10 protein-coding genes, 3 pseudogenes and 2 CRISPR repeat arrays are annotated in these 15,129 nt (G+C 48.9%); of the genes and pseudogenes, 11 read left to right on the top strand and 2 right to left on the bottom strand.

Going from position 1 to position 15,129, the window contains the following annotated elements:
- From NDI52_RS32900 to NDI52_RS32950, 11 genes and pseudogenes are all read left to right on the top strand, one after another.
- Nucleotides 1–327, top strand: a pseudogene (locus NDI52_RS32900) (hypothetical protein); the annotation flags it as partial.
- 9 nt (nt 328–336) lie between these two features.
- Nucleotides 337–624 (top strand): type III-B CRISPR module-associated Cmr3 family protein, encoded by a 288-nt coding sequence (locus NDI52_RS32905; RefSeq protein WP_348257037.1) that lies wholly within the window; start codon nt 337–339, stop codon nt 622–624.
- A pseudogene (cmr4, locus tag NDI52_RS32910) lies at nt 621–1,487 on the top strand (type III-B CRISPR module RAMP protein Cmr4). Before NDI52_RS32905 ends, cmr4 begins: the two are co-directional and overlap by 4 nt.
- A gap of 12 nt (nt 1,488–1,499) precedes the next feature.
- Nucleotides 1,500–1,907 (top strand): hypothetical protein, encoded by a 408-nt coding sequence (locus tag NDI52_RS32915; RefSeq protein WP_348257028.1) that lies wholly within the window; start codon nt 1,500–1,502, stop codon nt 1,905–1,907.
- Nucleotides 1,908–3,881, top strand: a complete 1,974-nt coding sequence (gene cmr6 / locus NDI52_RS32920) for a type III-B CRISPR module RAMP protein Cmr6 (protein ID WP_348257029.1) — start codon at nt 1,908–1,910, stop codon at nt 3,879–3,881. It abuts the gene before it with no gap.
- 37 nt (nt 3,882–3,918) lie between these two features.
- A complete protein-coding gene (locus NDI52_RS32925) occupies nt 3,919–5,454 on the top strand; it encodes a hypothetical protein (protein WP_348257030.1) in 1,536 nt (511 codons plus the stop codon).
- Nucleotides 5,455–5,510: 56 nt separating this feature from the next.
- The gene (locus NDI52_RS32930; RefSeq protein WP_348257031.1) at nt 5,511–6,770 is read left to right on the top strand and encodes a hypothetical protein; all 1,260 of its coding nucleotides are present in this window, start codon (nt 5,511–5,513) and stop codon (nt 6,768–6,770) included.
- Nucleotides 6,771–7,015: 245 nt separating this feature from the next.
- Nucleotides 7,016–8,005, top strand: coding sequence for a CRISPR-associated endonuclease Cas1 (cas1, locus tag NDI52_RS32935; RefSeq protein ID WP_348257032.1), 990 nt, complete (start codon nt 7,016–7,018; stop codon nt 8,003–8,005).
- Nucleotides 8,005–8,280: a CRISPR-associated endonuclease Cas2 gene (cas2, locus tag NDI52_RS32940; protein ID WP_348257033.1), complete on the top strand. Its 276-nt coding sequence runs from the start codon at nt 8,005–8,007 to the stop codon at nt 8,278–8,280. Before cas1 ends, cas2 begins: the two co-directional genes overlap by 1 nt.
- A 211-nt stretch (nt 8,281–8,491) precedes the next feature.
- Nucleotides 8,492–9,955: a CRISPR direct-repeat array (repeat unit 36 nt; unit sequence GTCCCCACTCGCTGGGGAAACCAATTGAATGGAAAC).
- A 143-nt stretch (nt 9,956–10,098) separates the two neighbouring features.
- Complete coding sequence (locus NDI52_RS32945) at nt 10,099–11,427, top strand: GIY-YIG nuclease family protein (RefSeq protein ID WP_348257034.1); 1,329 nt, start codon at nt 10,099–10,101, stop codon at nt 11,425–11,427.
- A gap of 102 nt (nt 11,428–11,529) precedes the next feature.
- The gene (locus NDI52_RS32950; RefSeq protein WP_348257035.1) at nt 11,530–12,045 is read left to right on the top strand and encodes a Uma2 family endonuclease; all 516 of its coding nucleotides are present in this window, start codon (nt 11,530–11,532) and stop codon (nt 12,043–12,045) included.
- A 314-nt stretch (nt 12,046–12,359) separates the two neighbouring features.
- Nucleotides 12,360–14,399: a CRISPR direct-repeat array (repeat unit 36 nt; unit sequence GTTCCCACTCGCTGGGAACCACAATTGAATGGAAAC).
- A 36-nt stretch (nt 14,400–14,435) separates the two neighbouring features.
- Here NDI52_RS32950 and NDI52_RS32955 read toward each other — a convergent pair.
- Both NDI52_RS32955 and NDI52_RS32960 read right to left on the bottom strand, forming a co-directional pair.
- Nucleotides 14,436–14,960, bottom strand: a complete 525-nt coding sequence (locus NDI52_RS32955; protein ID WP_348257036.1) for a hypothetical protein — start codon at nt 14,958–14,960, stop codon at nt 14,436–14,438.
- 76 nt (nt 14,961–15,036) lie between these two features.
- Nucleotides 15,037–15,129, bottom strand: a pseudogene (locus tag NDI52_RS32960) (IS5/IS1182 family transposase); the annotation flags it as partial.

Consider the following 15,129-nt stretch of genomic DNA (forward strand, 5'->3'; position numbering starts at 1 on the left):
TGCTCTGTCAGAGCTACGATGTATTTCTTCTTTGCCATGCTGTTAAAGGGGGAGAAGTTCTTTATCCATTATCGCCTACCCGCCCCTCAAAATAAAGTTGACAGACCACTAGGTGGGGAAGGCCATCGTGTTCTACTGGAATACGCTGGTAGTTCCCTTGGAGATCAGTGGAAGGGGTTGCAGGAGCAATCCCAGAACAATCGTCAGGCCTTAGAGGAAAACGCGAAAGCGGGAGGAAAAGCGGGGCGATCGCTGGCCTATTTCATTACCCCTGGGGTTTTTGAGCGCAATCGGCAGGGCGTTGCGACCTGTCGTGCGTGGCCGTGAGAATGGGGGCTGGCCTATCCAGCCAATCCGAACCAGCAAAAGGGACCACTGGTCAGTGTTGCTACGGCAAAAGCTATGCCCATAAGTTGTCGTTTCGTTAGTAGAGACAAAGATAGTATTCCAGCTCCCCAGGTATTTGCTGTTCCCCCTGGCAGTGTGTACTACCTGGAGCATCCAGCGGAACTATTTCAGGATCAGCCGACCCTCGATAACGGCACACCTAACAAAGTTCATAATTGGCGACGGCTTGGCTACTCAGAAAAACTTTGGATTCCCTATGGAGTACAGCAGCAATGATTTGTGATTTGGTCTATCTCTATCTTCTCTCCCCGCTACATACCGGGGGGACAACCCAGGAAGGTAATTTGCTGGGGATTGCCCGCGAATCCCATACGGAGCTTCCCTATATTCCGTCCAGTTCCATTCGTGGTCGGTTCAGGGCAAGCCTCGAAACGGATGAAATGGACATAACGAAGAAGCTGCAGCAAATCTTCCTATTTGGCTCCGAAATTGAAGACCAGAAAAACTTGGAACTAGTTGCAGCATACAAAGAGCAAACTGGCAAAGACCTAAATCAACTCGTCTAGGGGGCAATTTGGATTGGTGATGGCTCAATCCTCTGGCTGCCTGTGCCTTCTCTCAGTCATGGGGTGGTTTGGATTAGCTGCCCGTTACTGCTCCAACGGTGGGCGCGTTTGAATGGAGTAGCGGCTGAAATTCCTGCTGAATACAGCACGACAGTCGGAAACACTAAGCCTATTTACCTGAAAGATGTCATTCTCAAAACCAGCGAACTCAAAACATGGGAGAACTGGAATATCTTCGTGCCTCAAAGCAATGAATCCAGCACGATTAAACGGTTGATTGTCCTTCCCGATCAGCACTGCGCCACATTGACTCAGATGAGTTTGTGGCGGCAAGTAAAGGTCAAATTAGACGAACACAAAACTGTTGATGGAGGTTTTCGCTATGAGGAGGCCATTCCTCCAGATACATTAATGTACTTCCCGTGGGGTACCACGGCTCAATCCAATGGTTCAGCTGCACCTGCAAAAGTGGACTTTGCAGAAGTTCTAAGCCAGCAATCAATTCTTCAAATCGGTGGGCAGGAGAGCTTAGGACGGGGATTTGTTCAACAGTGGTTAGCCAGTGCCAATTAGGAGGGACTTCACATGACATTCGATCCACGCACGATGGGCAAGCCTGTTTACGAAAAGCTCAGCAAATTACGATCGGACTCTGAGCAGGACGGTAATCGCTTGAAGGAACAGAAAAATCAGGCGGTTGAGCTTTATACTTATCTTTCAACATGGGGACTAATGCGTCTTAAAGCAGAAGAGAAGGCCATTAGTAAGGATAAAACTGGAAAACGGCAGGTTGTTGAAAATTTTTTCTGTTGCCTTGAAGAGATAGCAGATACTCCAGAATACAAAGGTTTAGGGAGTGAAGATGGCCTGCAAGTTTTAACGAAGCTTGATATAGATGATTACCTGGGATTAACAGGTTTGGGGTTGGCGATCGCCCAAGAATTTAGCTTTTGGGCTACAGCGATTTATCACGACATTAAAGGAGAGGCCTAAATGGTTTTTGATCGCCCAAAACGGCCAGGAAAACCTCAACCCAATCCTGCAACCAGTCGGCCCAATCCTACAACAGAAGGAAGTAATCCGAAGCCAGAAAAGAAGGTCATTACTATCAGGGCAGGTAGCGGTAATGGTGGCTCTCGACCCTCAGGTGGTGGCGGTGGTAATGGTGGCAATAGTAATCCTCCTTCTCCGTGGCTGATTGATCCAGGGTTTCAGCCAGATCCCTCGGCCAGTTTTGTTGAATATCTGCGGTGGATGCGATCGCCCGATAGCGATCACAAAGACCCCACCAAAGTACAAATTCTTCAAATGGCTGAGGAGCAAGGGAATTATCGCGATCGCCTTCTCCAATTGACGGAACGAACAAAGCAGATTGCAGGTGAAGGAAACACGTTTCAGGTGAAATGCCTTTGGCGTATTCGCGTCGGTGGGCACCGGGGACCAGAGAGCATTCTGCTGCCTGCCTTTGATGCACTGGGAATGCCTTACATTCCTGCCAGTACCCTGCGCGGTGTAGCCCGTACCCAGGCAATTCGAGAATTGATGGAGCAGGAAAAACTCTCCTGGAAGCAGGCTGAGGAAAGAGTATCGCGCCAGTATTTCGGCTTCTTAGATAGTACGAAGAGCGAGGAGCGATCGGGCAAGGTCGTTTTTCTAGATGCTTACCCATTACCTCAAAAATCATCGAATAACGGCGGATTAGCCGTAGATATGGCAAACAACATCTGGTCGTGGGATGCTTCTAGAAGCGATCTAAATTATTCGCCCAACCCGAGTCCTTTTCTTTCTCTAGCTGATGTTGTATTCCTGATTGGAATTCGCCGAACTCGTACCTGTGATGATGCAACTCTGGATCAGGTGAAACAGTGGCTTATTGAAGGACTGCAAGCGGGAATTGGTTCGCAGGTCAATACAGGCTATGGCAGCTTGGTTAGAGCCGGAGCATCCTCCTCTGAAGATACGTTTTTCAGTGTGGAATTTACCTTGCAAGGTCAACTGATCCACGGACGACAACGATTTACCCAATGGAACTGGAATAGTGGGCGCAACGTGTGGCAAACACGGGGAATCCCAGACGCGGAGGTGCGTCCGGTCGCATTCAAATCCATGATGCGTTACTGGTTTCGAGTTTTTGCACGGGGAGTATTACCTTCCAGAGAAGTTCAACGATTAGAAGGAAATTTATTTGGTTCTATTAGCCCGACTCAAGAACGAGGATGGTTGACCGTTAGGATTGCTGATGGTCAGGTAGTTCAGCAGGAGGCCCGCCCAACTGCTCAAGGGAAGGATGACCCTTGTGGCGAACAGGCTGGGAAATTATTGCTTTCCTACTCCTCAGAAGCGTTCAGCGCTCAAAAGCAGCACATCGAAGCACTATGTGCGAATTTAACCTGGATGATGTTTCATCTGGGAGGGTTAGGCCAGGGGGCAAGGCGGCCTTGCTATTCCCGTAGCACGCGAGAACGCGCTCCCTGGTGGCGCGGCTCTACACTCATTCCTGAAACTGATGATGCTTTTTGGAAATTACCTAACAATGTACAAGGCTTTCAGGAACGGTTTCGCCAACGGTTAAATGCTTTCTATGAAGCACTAGGTCATTTAGCTGATCGCCCAATTAGCCCCCAACGCCCTCTTGAGGTAGGACAGGTAAGGAGCGATCGCTGGCCAGAAGCTGTTGATACCAACTGTCGCATTCTGGTTTGTCGCGGTGAGGAGGATTTTGGTAAACCTTATGCTCTTGCTGTCCTGCATCACCGAGATCTTAAGCGAGGTCAAAATTATGATGCCAATCTTTGTGGCCAGGTACATGGTGGGGTAAAACCTTCACCTGTATGGATTGCCGATTTAGAAGAGTATCAAGTTGTAACTGTGTTTGGGGCAACTCAAAATCCACGTAAGCAATATGTAGATGAGTTGCGTCAACGTACCGATCGCAATAACTTCGCGCAGATTTGGCCTTTGCAATAGGGGCGATCGCTTCTTCCTCAATTCCTTCTTAAAAAGCATGAAAACTCTCATTATTACGGTTGGTACGCGTCAAATAGGTTGGCGTTGTAAGGATGGTATCGTGCGTAGTTTTGGGGCAGATGGCGATCGCGGTCATCCACCCCATATCGATCAACTCTATGCAGAGTTTGGGGAGGAGCGTGGTTATCACGGTGATGCGACAAAACCAGAATGGCGTTGGAGTGTGCGCCATTTGGGGAAAATTGCATATCAGCAGTGTGCTGCGGCTGAAGACTTTTCTTCAGTGGAGTTGCTACTGGATGGCGTAATTCTTGCGGAACAGATACAGGATGGATTAAGCCATGTCATTCTGTGGGGGACAGACCAACCTGAAGAGGTACCTTGGAATTTTCGTCGGGGAGATACCCTCTGGTTAGCCAAGTTGATGGCAGGTAAAATCCGGCAGGTTTACCCTCAATTGCAAGTCGATGTATGGAAGCCCGTTGTTGCTGTGAACCAAGTCGAGAGTATTCGACGGGAAGTTGAGTCGTTTATTGTGCAATATGCCCTTGAACGCCTTATCCAACAGGAGACCGATGCGCCACTGACTCTTCAGATTCAAACGAAAGGGTCTGTCCCTCAAATTGCGAATACGCTAGAAATCTGTGCTGCGGCTCTGATGCGGCAGTGCCCCGTTGAACAGTTAGTGCCTATTGAACCTAGCCCTTTATTTGAAGAGGTTCATGAAGGCTGTAGTGGTGCGTGTCCGGCGCAAACTTTTAGCACTATTAGTTTGGGGCAGTATTTCTGGCCTGTTGAGCGGGAGAGAATTGTCTCAGCGTGGCGGCGAGGAGACTTTACAGAAGCTAGGGTTTGGCTAGAGTCCCATCGCGATCGCTATGAATACTTGTATGAACTGGCTGACTGCCTTGCACTGACAACCAATTGGCAACTCGATGACGCTTTGAAATGTTTACGCGAGTGGATTGATCGCCCTTCAACTAAACGTCAAGCATCTAAAAAAGTTCGGCAAGATTGGAGGGCACAAGTCCAGGCAATGCTGCCTCCTGGTAATAGTGAAACAGCAAGCAGCAAGTTTTTCAAGATCTGGGAATCTTGCTTCCTATTGCGTATAGAGCTATGCCAACAGAATTTTACGGCAGCCTTCATGCAATTTGCTCAAACACTGGAACGGCTGCTGTTTTGGCGGTATCAGCTTGAGGATTGGATTAACCTTGGCTACATCGTGCTTCCACCTGAAAAACAAAATTGGGGCGTGAAGTATAAGGCTAGTCTGGCAGAACTACGTTTAGCTTGGCAGAAGCAGCAGGGATTAGCGGGAGATGAGCCGTTGTGCCAGCAGTTAGAAACTATTAATGAGTTACGCAATAGTGTTGTTCATCGAAGTACGCCTTTAACTCTGGAGAAACTTGCATCTGAGTTATGGCCTGATTTGAGTACCCCATCAGTAGAGGTCATTTACGCAGCGATGGAGGAACGAGTGCAAGGAGTTTGCCCCGCTGATTGGCCTAAGCCAAGTCAATCCTTACTTCAAACCCTGTACGAGTGGGGGCTAGAGCAGTTGCAAAACTGAGGCGATCGCCATCTCTAATCACTAACCCTCCACTACTTAAGTTCTTCCCTTGATCTATGCCCAGCATTATTCTTTCCTTTGTCGGCCAACAAGATCCTGTTTCAGATAATACGCATGAGGATGGCTCAATCGTGAGCTTGATGCATTATCTGGTGGATGAGGGACAGGCCATTAAGCAGGTGTTGTTGCTCTATACCACAGGGACGAAAGAGCGGGCTGAATTAACGCAAGGATGGCTGATGGATGTTCCTTTTCAGTTCCCTCAGGAGCGAATTGTCCTTCTCCCCGCAGGCGATCGCCTATCAGATGACCCAGTAAACCTCTTGTTAGCAGTACAGGCGGCACGGAGGGGGCTTGAGGCGGCGATCGCCCACTCCACGTCTCAAGACACTCTGGAGTTGAATGCCTCTTCGGGTACGCCTGTGATGAAGTCTGCCTGGGCCGTGTTGCAGGCGGCGGGATATGCCCCTAAAAGTCGGGTGTGGCAGGTACGCAATCCGCAGGAACAGCAGAGTCACCAGGCGCGAGTATTCCTGACCAATGTGCAGGTGTTACGGCAAGAATTTGACGTGAAGGTAATCCGGCAGCAATTGCAAGATTACAACTATAGCGGAGCGCTAGTCACGCTCAAAAATTCAGGGTTAGCAACTCCTCTTCTGGAAGCATTACTGCGCTATGGGCATTGTCGGCTATCGCTGGATTTTAGAGGAGCGCAAGGGGCGATCGCTCCCGTCCTCTCCCTACTCGATCCACGCTGGCAGAGCGAGATTCAGGTATTGTTGCATCGGAATGCAGTGGCGCTACTGCGGGAAGCTTATTTCAATGGAATTGTGGAACTAAAAAATCAGGAGTTTTCCAGCTTTTTAGTTCGAGTTTTTCAATTTCAAGAACGGGCATTGTATTTATTGGTTGATCGCTTTTTAGAGCAGAAACCACCTTTACCGCGATCGTTTGAAGAAACCAAAGCGTTTTGGGCAAATCTTCCTGGCGATCGCCCAGAACTCTACCAATTTTTACAAGAGTATCGGTTTAAGGATTACCCGCTGCGGCTGGAGGGATTCCTCAATCGTCCGGGGTTGTTGGCTATTTTGGAGTATGGGCGATCGCCCTCCCTGGATGTTTTACAGGTCTTGAATGGCTATTGTGAGCAGCGCAATCAATACATTCACCAGTTTGAAGGAATCTCAGAACTGGAGGGGGCAGATGCTATCCTGCGGGCGATGCGTCAGGTCTTGAGCGATTTAGGTCAAACGGATTTTACTAACCCCTTTAATCATCTGAATGACGAGATAGGTCAATTGCTCAATCCGCTGTAAAAATTTCCTTAATACTGTAAGAGCATCGCAGTGCCATGCTCCTATCCCAGATATACCCGATTAAATTCACGATCCTTGGCTGTTCTTTATTAAAGAAAATTACTGAAGAAATTCTGTACTATAAACAAAAAAATCAGCAATAACCGAAGCTGATTTTTTCAACGAGGCATGGAACCTGGTTATATACCCGTATTCTAGATCGGGCTTCTAGGTAGTTCCTCTTACAATGTCTCGGACAGGTAACTATGCGATCGCTCTACGTTTCCCAATCCGGTTGCAATCTATCCCTTAATCAGGAGCAGGTGCTTATCAAGCAAGGGCAAGATGTTCTCGATCAGGTTCAGTTGCCGATGCTGGAGCAAGTTCTAATTTTTGGGCAATCCCAGGTTACAAGCCAATTGACTCGGGCTTGTCTCAATCACAATATTCCAATTGTCTATTTGTCCCGTATGGGGCGTTGTTATGGGCGCCTGGTGCCGATTGAGCGGGGGTATCGTTCTTTGGCGCGGCAACAGCAAGCGCTATCAGGGGATGATCGTCTGCGGGTAGCCAGGGCGATTGTTGGGGCCAAGGTGAAAAATAGTCGGGTTTTACTGCAACGCCAGTATCGCCGCCTAGAGTCGGCCACTCTTAAAGGTGCGATCACCAATCTAACCACCTCGCTCGATCGCATTAAACAAGCCGATGCGATCGAGCGCCTGATGGGGTTTGAGGGGACTGCGGCTGCTTGCTATTTTGCGGTATTGGGAGAGTGCCTGACAAACGAGGAGTTTTCCTTTCAAACCCGTTCACGCCAGCCACCGCTCGATCCGATTAACGCCATGCTCAGTTTTGGGTATCAGTTGTTGTGGAATCATCTATTGAGTTTGATTGAGCTTCAGGGTTTAGATCCCTACGAGGCTTGTCTGCATCAGGGTTCAGAGCGCCATGCGGCTCTGGCTTCCGATTTGATTGAAGAGTTTCGTGCTCCACTGATTGATTCACTGGTGTTGTATCTGGTTAATAGTTCTATCGTCTCAGTTGAGACTGATTTTGATTATCCTGCCGGGGCCTGTTATCTCAATGGAGAAGGGCGCAAGAAGTTTTTACGGGCCTTCCTTCAGAGAATGGAGGCATCTTTAGCAACACCCGATGGGCCACAACCCCGTTGGGATTTACTCAACCGTCAAGTAAAACTTTTTAGACAGTTTGTTTCTAATCCCAGCCTGGGCTATAAACCTTACGTGATCCGCTAATGTTACTTTACTTGGTCACTTACGATATTTCTTGCAGTAAGCGTCGGCTCAAGGTCGCCAACCTGTTGGAAGGTTATGGGCGACGGGTGCAGTTCAGTGTCTTTGAATGTGTGTTACCGAGTTTTAAATATCGAGAGTTGCGCGATCGCCTACAACAACACGTTAAACCGGAAGATAGCATCCGATTTTATCCGCTGTCTGCTCATACGCTGCGGCAGGTGGAGGTTTGGGGCGGGGTTCCAGTTTTGCAACCACCAGGCTCTACTATTGTCTGATTTACAATAGCTTCAGCGCTATTTCGAGGGCTGCGGGGGATCGACAAAATGCTCGAAATCCTAAAGATTACGTCGAAGCCCTCGAAGCTTTTCTCTGTAAAGCTTTTAGGTTTTTTAGGAGAACTGTTCAATGTGCATCCTCTTATGTTTTGTCTCCCCCTCGCAAACCTGTTCTAGACACCTTGCAGGATGTGGGGTTGAATGAGGGTGGGTCCCCACTCGCTGGGGAAACCAATTGAATGGAAACGCAGGGAAAAGGGCAAGAGTTGTCACGGCTCCACAGAGCGTCCCCACTCGCTGGGGAAACCAATTGAATGGAAACTCCAATGGACTCGCCTCTCTATGGTAATTACGGTCATCGTAGTCCCCACTCGCTGGGGAAACCAATTGAATGGAAACCCGAAGCCGAACGCATTCAGGGCATCATTGGGCAAATTCAGGTCCCCACTCGCTGGGGAAACCAATTGAATGGAAACTTGTAAGTGAAGCGGACTTCGCCCGCTTCACTTACAAGAGTGGGTCCCCACTCGCTGGGGAAACCAATTGAATGGAAACTAGTTTTTTCGGGTCAGCAACTAGAAGTTGATAACCCAGTCAAGTCCCCACTCGCTGGGGAAACCAATTGAATGGAAACTCTATGGAGTGGTCGAACCCCTGACAGGTTTCAGCTTTTTGTCCCCACTCGCTGGGGAAACCAATTGAATGGAAACGTATCCAGTCTCGCCATCTTCATTACGAGAAATGTATGGTCCCCACTCGCTGGGGAAACCAATTGAATGGAAACCAACTGCTCAGCAAATAGGGCATTCTCTCGGGAAAGGTCCCCACTCGCTGGGGAAACCAATTGAATGGAAACAGGTCAGTGCCCACAGAGATCATGCCCGTTCCCGCGTCCCTTGTGTCCCCACTCGCTGGGGAAACCAATTGAATGGAAACTCAACGTTGCTCCACTCTACAAGATGGGGATGTTGTCCCCACTCGCTGGGGAAACCAATTGAATGGAAACTATCAGCCAATTTGCGACATCAAGACCGGAGAAATTAAAGTCCCCACTCGCTGGGGAAACCAATTGAATGGAAACTTAGACAATATTTTAGGGAGACAGAATATACATTTATTCGTCCCCACTCGCTGGGGAAACCAATTGAATGGAAACGTAAAGCCATCCAGTGAGACGGTGGGGGATAAGCTCCATCGTCCCCACTCGCTGGGGAAACCAATTGAATGGAAACAGTAGGCAACATCGGTCTGACCGCTGAGGTTGCTCCATGTCCCCACTCGCTGGGGAAACCAATTGAATGGAAACAAAACTCTTCATCTGTAACGGGGCGTTCTTGTAGGGAGGGTCCCCACTCGCTGGGGAAACCAATTGAATGGAAACCATTAACGCCCCCACAGCATAACCTTGTGAAGGTGGTGTCCCCACTCGCTGGGGAAACCAATTGAATGGAAACCCACTCCAAGATACACACCGCATCTGCAATCCCATCATGTCCCCACTCGCTGGGGAAACCAATTGAATGGAAACTTTCCCAGGTCAAACTCTCGCAATGCAGATTGATCTTGTCCCCACTCGCTGGGGAAACCAATTGAATGGAAACTATAGGAACTGTAGCTTGGCTGTCTAATTCGGCTTTAAGTCCCCACTGGCTGGGGAAACCAATTGAATGGAGACTATAGGAACTGTTGAGGGCGATCGCAAATGACTTCCTTGGAGAGTTCTCACTTGCCAGGGAAGCCGTTTGCGGGGAAACATCGAAGTGATAAGCGTCTCAATGAGATTTTGGGAATGATGAAGGTACTGGGCCTACTTCAGTAATGCTTCCACATCCTGAATTCAACCTGCTGACGCTTCCATCACGTCTATTGTCCCAACGTGATCAGCTTCCCGCTTGTCCGGCTATTTACTTTGCCCTTGATAGCAAAGATCGGATTCTGTATATCGGTCGGGCCATTAATTTGGTGGAGCGCTGGCGGGATCATCATCGACTGGAGCAATTGACGCGCATTGGTAAGCGATCGCCCGTCCGATTGGCATGGTTGGATTGCAGTGGGCAAGCCCAGCAGTTGGGAGTACGGGAAGCCCACTATATCAACCTCTACAATCCCTTACTGAATAACACCCCCGTTCCGCCCAAAAAGATTACCCCTTCTGAAATTGCGTTGCAGGATGCGCTCAGCAAAATTTCCCGGTACTGCATCATTTTTGGGATGACATCTAAATCCCCCCATCACGATCTGCCCACGATTAATATTCGCTACTTCGGAGGTGGGAGGGTTCCTTCTACGCTGCGTCGAATTTTCAAAGCCAGCAACAAGAGGCCGACTCGTCTACATTGGGCAGAATTTGTCCGACGTAAAGGGGCCTCCTGGTGGCGGGCGCGATGTAATGGGATTGCGATCGAGGTGGGGCCGTGGTTCTCGTTTGGTGAAGAGGATCAGCATTTTGCAGAAGATTTGAATATTCAGCCTTTGGCTGGTGTTGAGATGCTGGCTCTGCAAACCTCTCAGCTTGTGGCGCTCATTGAGAAGCATCCTTTTCTACATGAGAACTATCCGGGTATGGCTGCATTGGAGGCTGATCCGATTCGCCTGATCTGGACGCGAACGGATCAACCCAATCCGTTCAAGTTGGTAAAACCCTCTTCGTTAGAATCCTCATTCCATATTGCAGGTGAAACCATGTCACAGGAGTCAGAGCAAGTTCAAGAAGACATTTTAGATGAAGTAACTCCACGAAAAATGGAGAGGCAGTTTTTGACGATTGAAGGAGTTGAAGTTGAGGTATGTTCGGACTGCTCAACAGGACGTAAATTTATCAGACATCACCTTGCCTGGAGAATGCTTTTTAACGAAAGGAACCCTGATTTTGAACGAGCCAATGTGATTGGCAACTTAAAAATTTATACTAATCATCGTCTATCTACGGTTCGTTGGACTGGATTTGATTTCAAAATAGAACGAGTTGCGTTTATAGACGATGATATGGAAACAGATGTTGTACTTCTTCCTCTCGCTCTGTTTGAGGATATGATCAGATACGAATATAACCAGCGTAAGACTCATCAACAGGATCAGGATTGTGTGAAGTTAGGAGGATGGTTGGAGAAGAATGCGATCGCCCAACTCCTACAAAATCCGGTCTGATGAACAGATGCTCATCCTATTTGCCATCTACCAGATGTAGCTTGAAGCCCCTGAGTTTCAGATGCTTGTAAAATCAAGACATCTGTTCATCACGGCATCCCTATGGTGCAGGCTCTTCAAAATTGGCTCACCCTTGAAGCCTTTCTCGCTTTCCCGGAGGGTGATGTTGCCTGTGAACTCATCAATGGTGTCGCAGTTTCCAAAACGGTTCCCCAACGCTTCCACTCCCGCACCCAGAAAGCCCTGCTCCTGATTCTGGAAAACTGGGGTTGTCAGCGAGGAGAAGTGGGTATCGAGTGGGCTGTCACTCTAAAACGAAAGGGAAAAGACTGGGTTCCCGTTCCTGAGCTGTTGTTTGTATCTCAGGAACGCCTGCCAAAAGACTTTACAGAAGATGGCCCCTGCCCTATCCCACCCGAACTGGCCGTAGAAATCATTTCTCCCGATCAAACCTTCGGTGGCATGACAGAGAAAGCTCTGGATTACCTGGCGGCTGGTGTTTTGAGGGTATGGATTGTCGATCCAAATCCCAAAGCATCACGGTCTTTGTACCCGATCGCCCACCTCAGATCTTCCGAGGCGATCGCCCCCTCACGGATCCCCTCCTACCCGACTTGAGCCTGAATGCTCAATCCCTATTTCAGGAAGCTGGGATAGCTTCTTGAGCACACCCCAAAATACCTTAATCCCCGTCTTCAAATACTTCTAGCCCGGATGCGAACCATAGATTTTCTCAAAAACCATAGGGGTCGGGCGATCGCTGAAAACCTAATTCTCTCGTCAACCCCTATGGATGCCTTGCCAGGAAAGCAATTCAGCCATTTTTTCCGGAAGCTTAATGCGAATAATGGCATACAATTGACAGGTAGGATAGACCCCTATGGAAATAGTGTTCTGAAAAGCTTGCCTAGCAAGCCTTCCAGAACCCGACCGTTCCCACTCGCCGGGAACCACAATTGAATGGAAACTGAAGGCGGGGTTTCAGCACTTACTGAAGCAGTTTGTTCCCACTCGCTGGGAACCACAATTGAATGGAAACTCGATGCACTGCCTTTGCGCCTGCTCTTTCTGAGGTTCCCACTCGCTGGGAACCACAATTGAATGGAAACACAAAGAATCTTGGAGACTGGTTAACCTATCAATAGTTCCCACTCGCTGGGAACCACAATTGAATGGAAACATGAGGCGTTCTAGGACGGAAGAGCCGTCCTGAAGTTCCCACTCGCTGGGAACCACAATTGAATGGAAACTTTGCACCGTAAATTTGGCGTGTTTCAAACTTGTCGTTCCCACTCGCTGGGAACCACAATTGAATGGAAACCTGTGCTTTATGAAATACCCAGTCGGTGATGCCAGTTCCCACTCGCTGGGAACCACAATTGAATGGAAACTAAAATCCTCGAACTGATCAGATTGAAAACCAAGGCGTTCCCACTCGCTGGGAACCACAATTGAATGGAAACTGAAGTGGGACTCGTCACTTCGCATGAGCCAGACACAGGTTCCCACTCGCTGGGAACCACAATTGAATGGAAACGCTTGCGAACCTCTACCACCGAGCGAATGCTAAGGTTCCCACTCGCTGGGAACCACAATTGAATGGAAACCCCTTGGGGGCTGCCTGAAGACTTAGATCCTTCGTTCCCACTCGCTGGGAACCACAATTGAATGGAAACACTTCAACAAGCAGCGAGAGCCACTCGTCGAGAGTTCCCACTCGCTGGGAACCACAATTGAATGGAAACTAGGGGTGGCTGGGGTTGGTGGCAGAACATCTGGTTCCCACTCGCTGGGAACCACAATTGAATGGAAACGGTTCTTTTCCTATTGGCTTTGACACAACGTAGTTCCCACTCGCTGGGAACCACAATTGAATGGAAACGCATTTTAACCTTTAACTCCTTCCGTCCAAATCGCCGCCTGGTTCCCACTCGCTGGGAACCACAATTGAATGGAAACTGGAGTAGCTTTCTCCCTACAAGAGCTTCAATCTGTTCCCACTCGCTGGGAACCACAATTGAATGGAAACTACGCTTCGGTTTTACCACTGCTACGGTAACAGTGTTCCCACTCGCTGGGAACCACAATTGAATGGAAACGGTGCGGCTCTTCGATAACATCTCCCGCTTCAATCGTTCCCACTCGCTGGGAACCACAATTGAATGGAAACTCAGCAGGGCCGGCCCCCCGCTTAGGACAATCTGTTCCCACTCGCTGGGAACCACAATTGAATGGAAACGTAGATCGACTAGCTCCGAATAGGTCTTCATCAGGTTCCCACTCGCTGGGAACCACAATTGAATGGAAACACAGCAATTTCATTTACCCGCGGCATCGGATGCAGTATAGTTCCCACTCGCTGGGAACCACAATTGAATGGAAACTAAAAACCTATACTTGCTCTGCGAGCAACTAGTAAGGTTCCCACTCGCTGGGAACCACAATTGAATGGAAACCCCAGACGCTTCAAACTCCGTCTGCGCTTTAGAAGTTCCCACTCGCTGGGAACCACAATTGAATGGAAACGTACCCCGAATTTGAAAATCCCGGGCCTCACTAAGTTCCCACTCGCTGGGAACCACAATTGAATGGAAACTTGGGAAGATATCTTCCGGCGAAATCAGAAAACCAGTTCCCACTCGCTGGGAACCACAATTGAATGGAAACAAGGCCCGACGGAGCACCAGTTCGTACAGAACTATTGCGAGTTCCCACTCGCTGGGAACCACAATTGAATGGAAACAGTGGGGTGGGGTGGAGGTTGACGAGCGCTTATTGATGTTCCTACTCGCTTGGAGCATCAATTGGATGGAAACTTGCGAGAGTTAGAGGCATTCGATAAACCCAGGGAATTTATCGTCTCCATACGCTGGGAAAACTAATTGAATGGAAACATCGCTACCATGCCTTGAATTGCTATTCACTGATTTTTTATTATTTCCACTCGTTGGGGAAACCAGTTGAGTGGAAAACCATATCCAGGAAAACGGATGATGTAATTTTTCTGGCTACCCTGCATCCGAGGGGTTTTGCTGCATTAGTTGCACCGTGGGTATCCAACCCTTCTGGGTATGCAAGGTGTAATGAATTCCATCGATCGCCATTGCCGCCACGACTAACCCTTGCGATCTTGCCTCGTTAAACCACTCGTTAAACCCTTGCGGCACAATCGACGAGGTTTCCGACACTGGCAAATTCCACCCTGATCCGATCGCCTCATACAAGTACCCCACTGGATTCTCAATCTTCCGTTTTTGCTGCTGGTGCTGGAGGTAAGCGATCGCCCCCTCCACCCGCTCTGGGTATTGGGCGATCGCCCCTCTTAAATTCCTGGGCAAGGCTGAGGAATCCAGCCCTACGGCTTGTGCGACTGCCTCTATTAGTTCTGGGAAATTTGTCACTTCGTGTTTTGCATCTTTCCCAGAACTAGGGGCGGAAGCTGTGTCTCCTCCCCGATCGCTCGACTCCTCCAGGAGAACAGGTGAGCGATCGCCCTCTCCTTCTCCCCTATCCGAATCTTGCTCTTGTTCCATACAAGAAACAACAGCCGTTTGTTGTTCTATGGAAGAAGTATCTGAAGAAGTCTCTGTATAGAGCCCATTTGATATCTTAAGAAGGGGCTGAAAGCCTCTTCAGCATTAGCCGGATGAAGCAAAGATCGATTTGGGCTTTGGCGTGAGATAAAGTACGCTCAAAGTTCTT

This window comes from Leptolyngbya sp. PL-A3 (genome assembly GCF_039962325.1).
Classification (GTDB): domain Bacteria; phylum Cyanobacteriota; class Cyanobacteriia; order Elainellales; family Elainellaceae; genus Vacuolonema.

Coding starts and splice junctions, on each gene's coding strand:
- NDI52_RS32915 (WP_348257028.1), top strand. CDS start 1,500: ATGACATTCGATCCACGCACGATGGGCAAGCCTGTTTACGAAAAGCTC.
- cmr6 (WP_348257029.1), top strand. CDS start 1,908: ATGGTTTTTGATCGCCCAAAACGGCCAGGAAAACCTCAACCCAATCCT.
- NDI52_RS32925 (WP_348257030.1), top strand. CDS start 3,919: ATGAAAACTCTCATTATTACGGTTGGTACGCGTCAAATAGGTTGGCGT.
- NDI52_RS32930 (WP_348257031.1), top strand. CDS start 5,511: ATGCCCAGCATTATTCTTTCCTTTGTCGGCCAACAAGATCCTGTTTCA.
- cas1 (WP_348257032.1), top strand. CDS start 7,016: ATGCGATCGCTCTACGTTTCCCAATCCGGTTGCAATCTATCCCTTAAT.
- cas2 (WP_348257033.1), top strand. CDS start 8,005: ATGTTACTTTACTTGGTCACTTACGATATTTCTTGCAGTAAGCGTCGG.
- NDI52_RS32945 (WP_348257034.1), top strand. CDS start 10,099: ATGCTTCCACATCCTGAATTCAACCTGCTGACGCTTCCATCACGTCTA.
- NDI52_RS32950 (WP_348257035.1), top strand. CDS start 11,530: ATGGTGCAGGCTCTTCAAAATTGGCTCACCCTTGAAGCCTTTCTCGCT.
- NDI52_RS32955 (WP_348257036.1), bottom strand. CDS start 14,960: ATGGAACAAGAGCAAGATTCGGATAGGGGAGAAGGAGAGGGCGATCGC.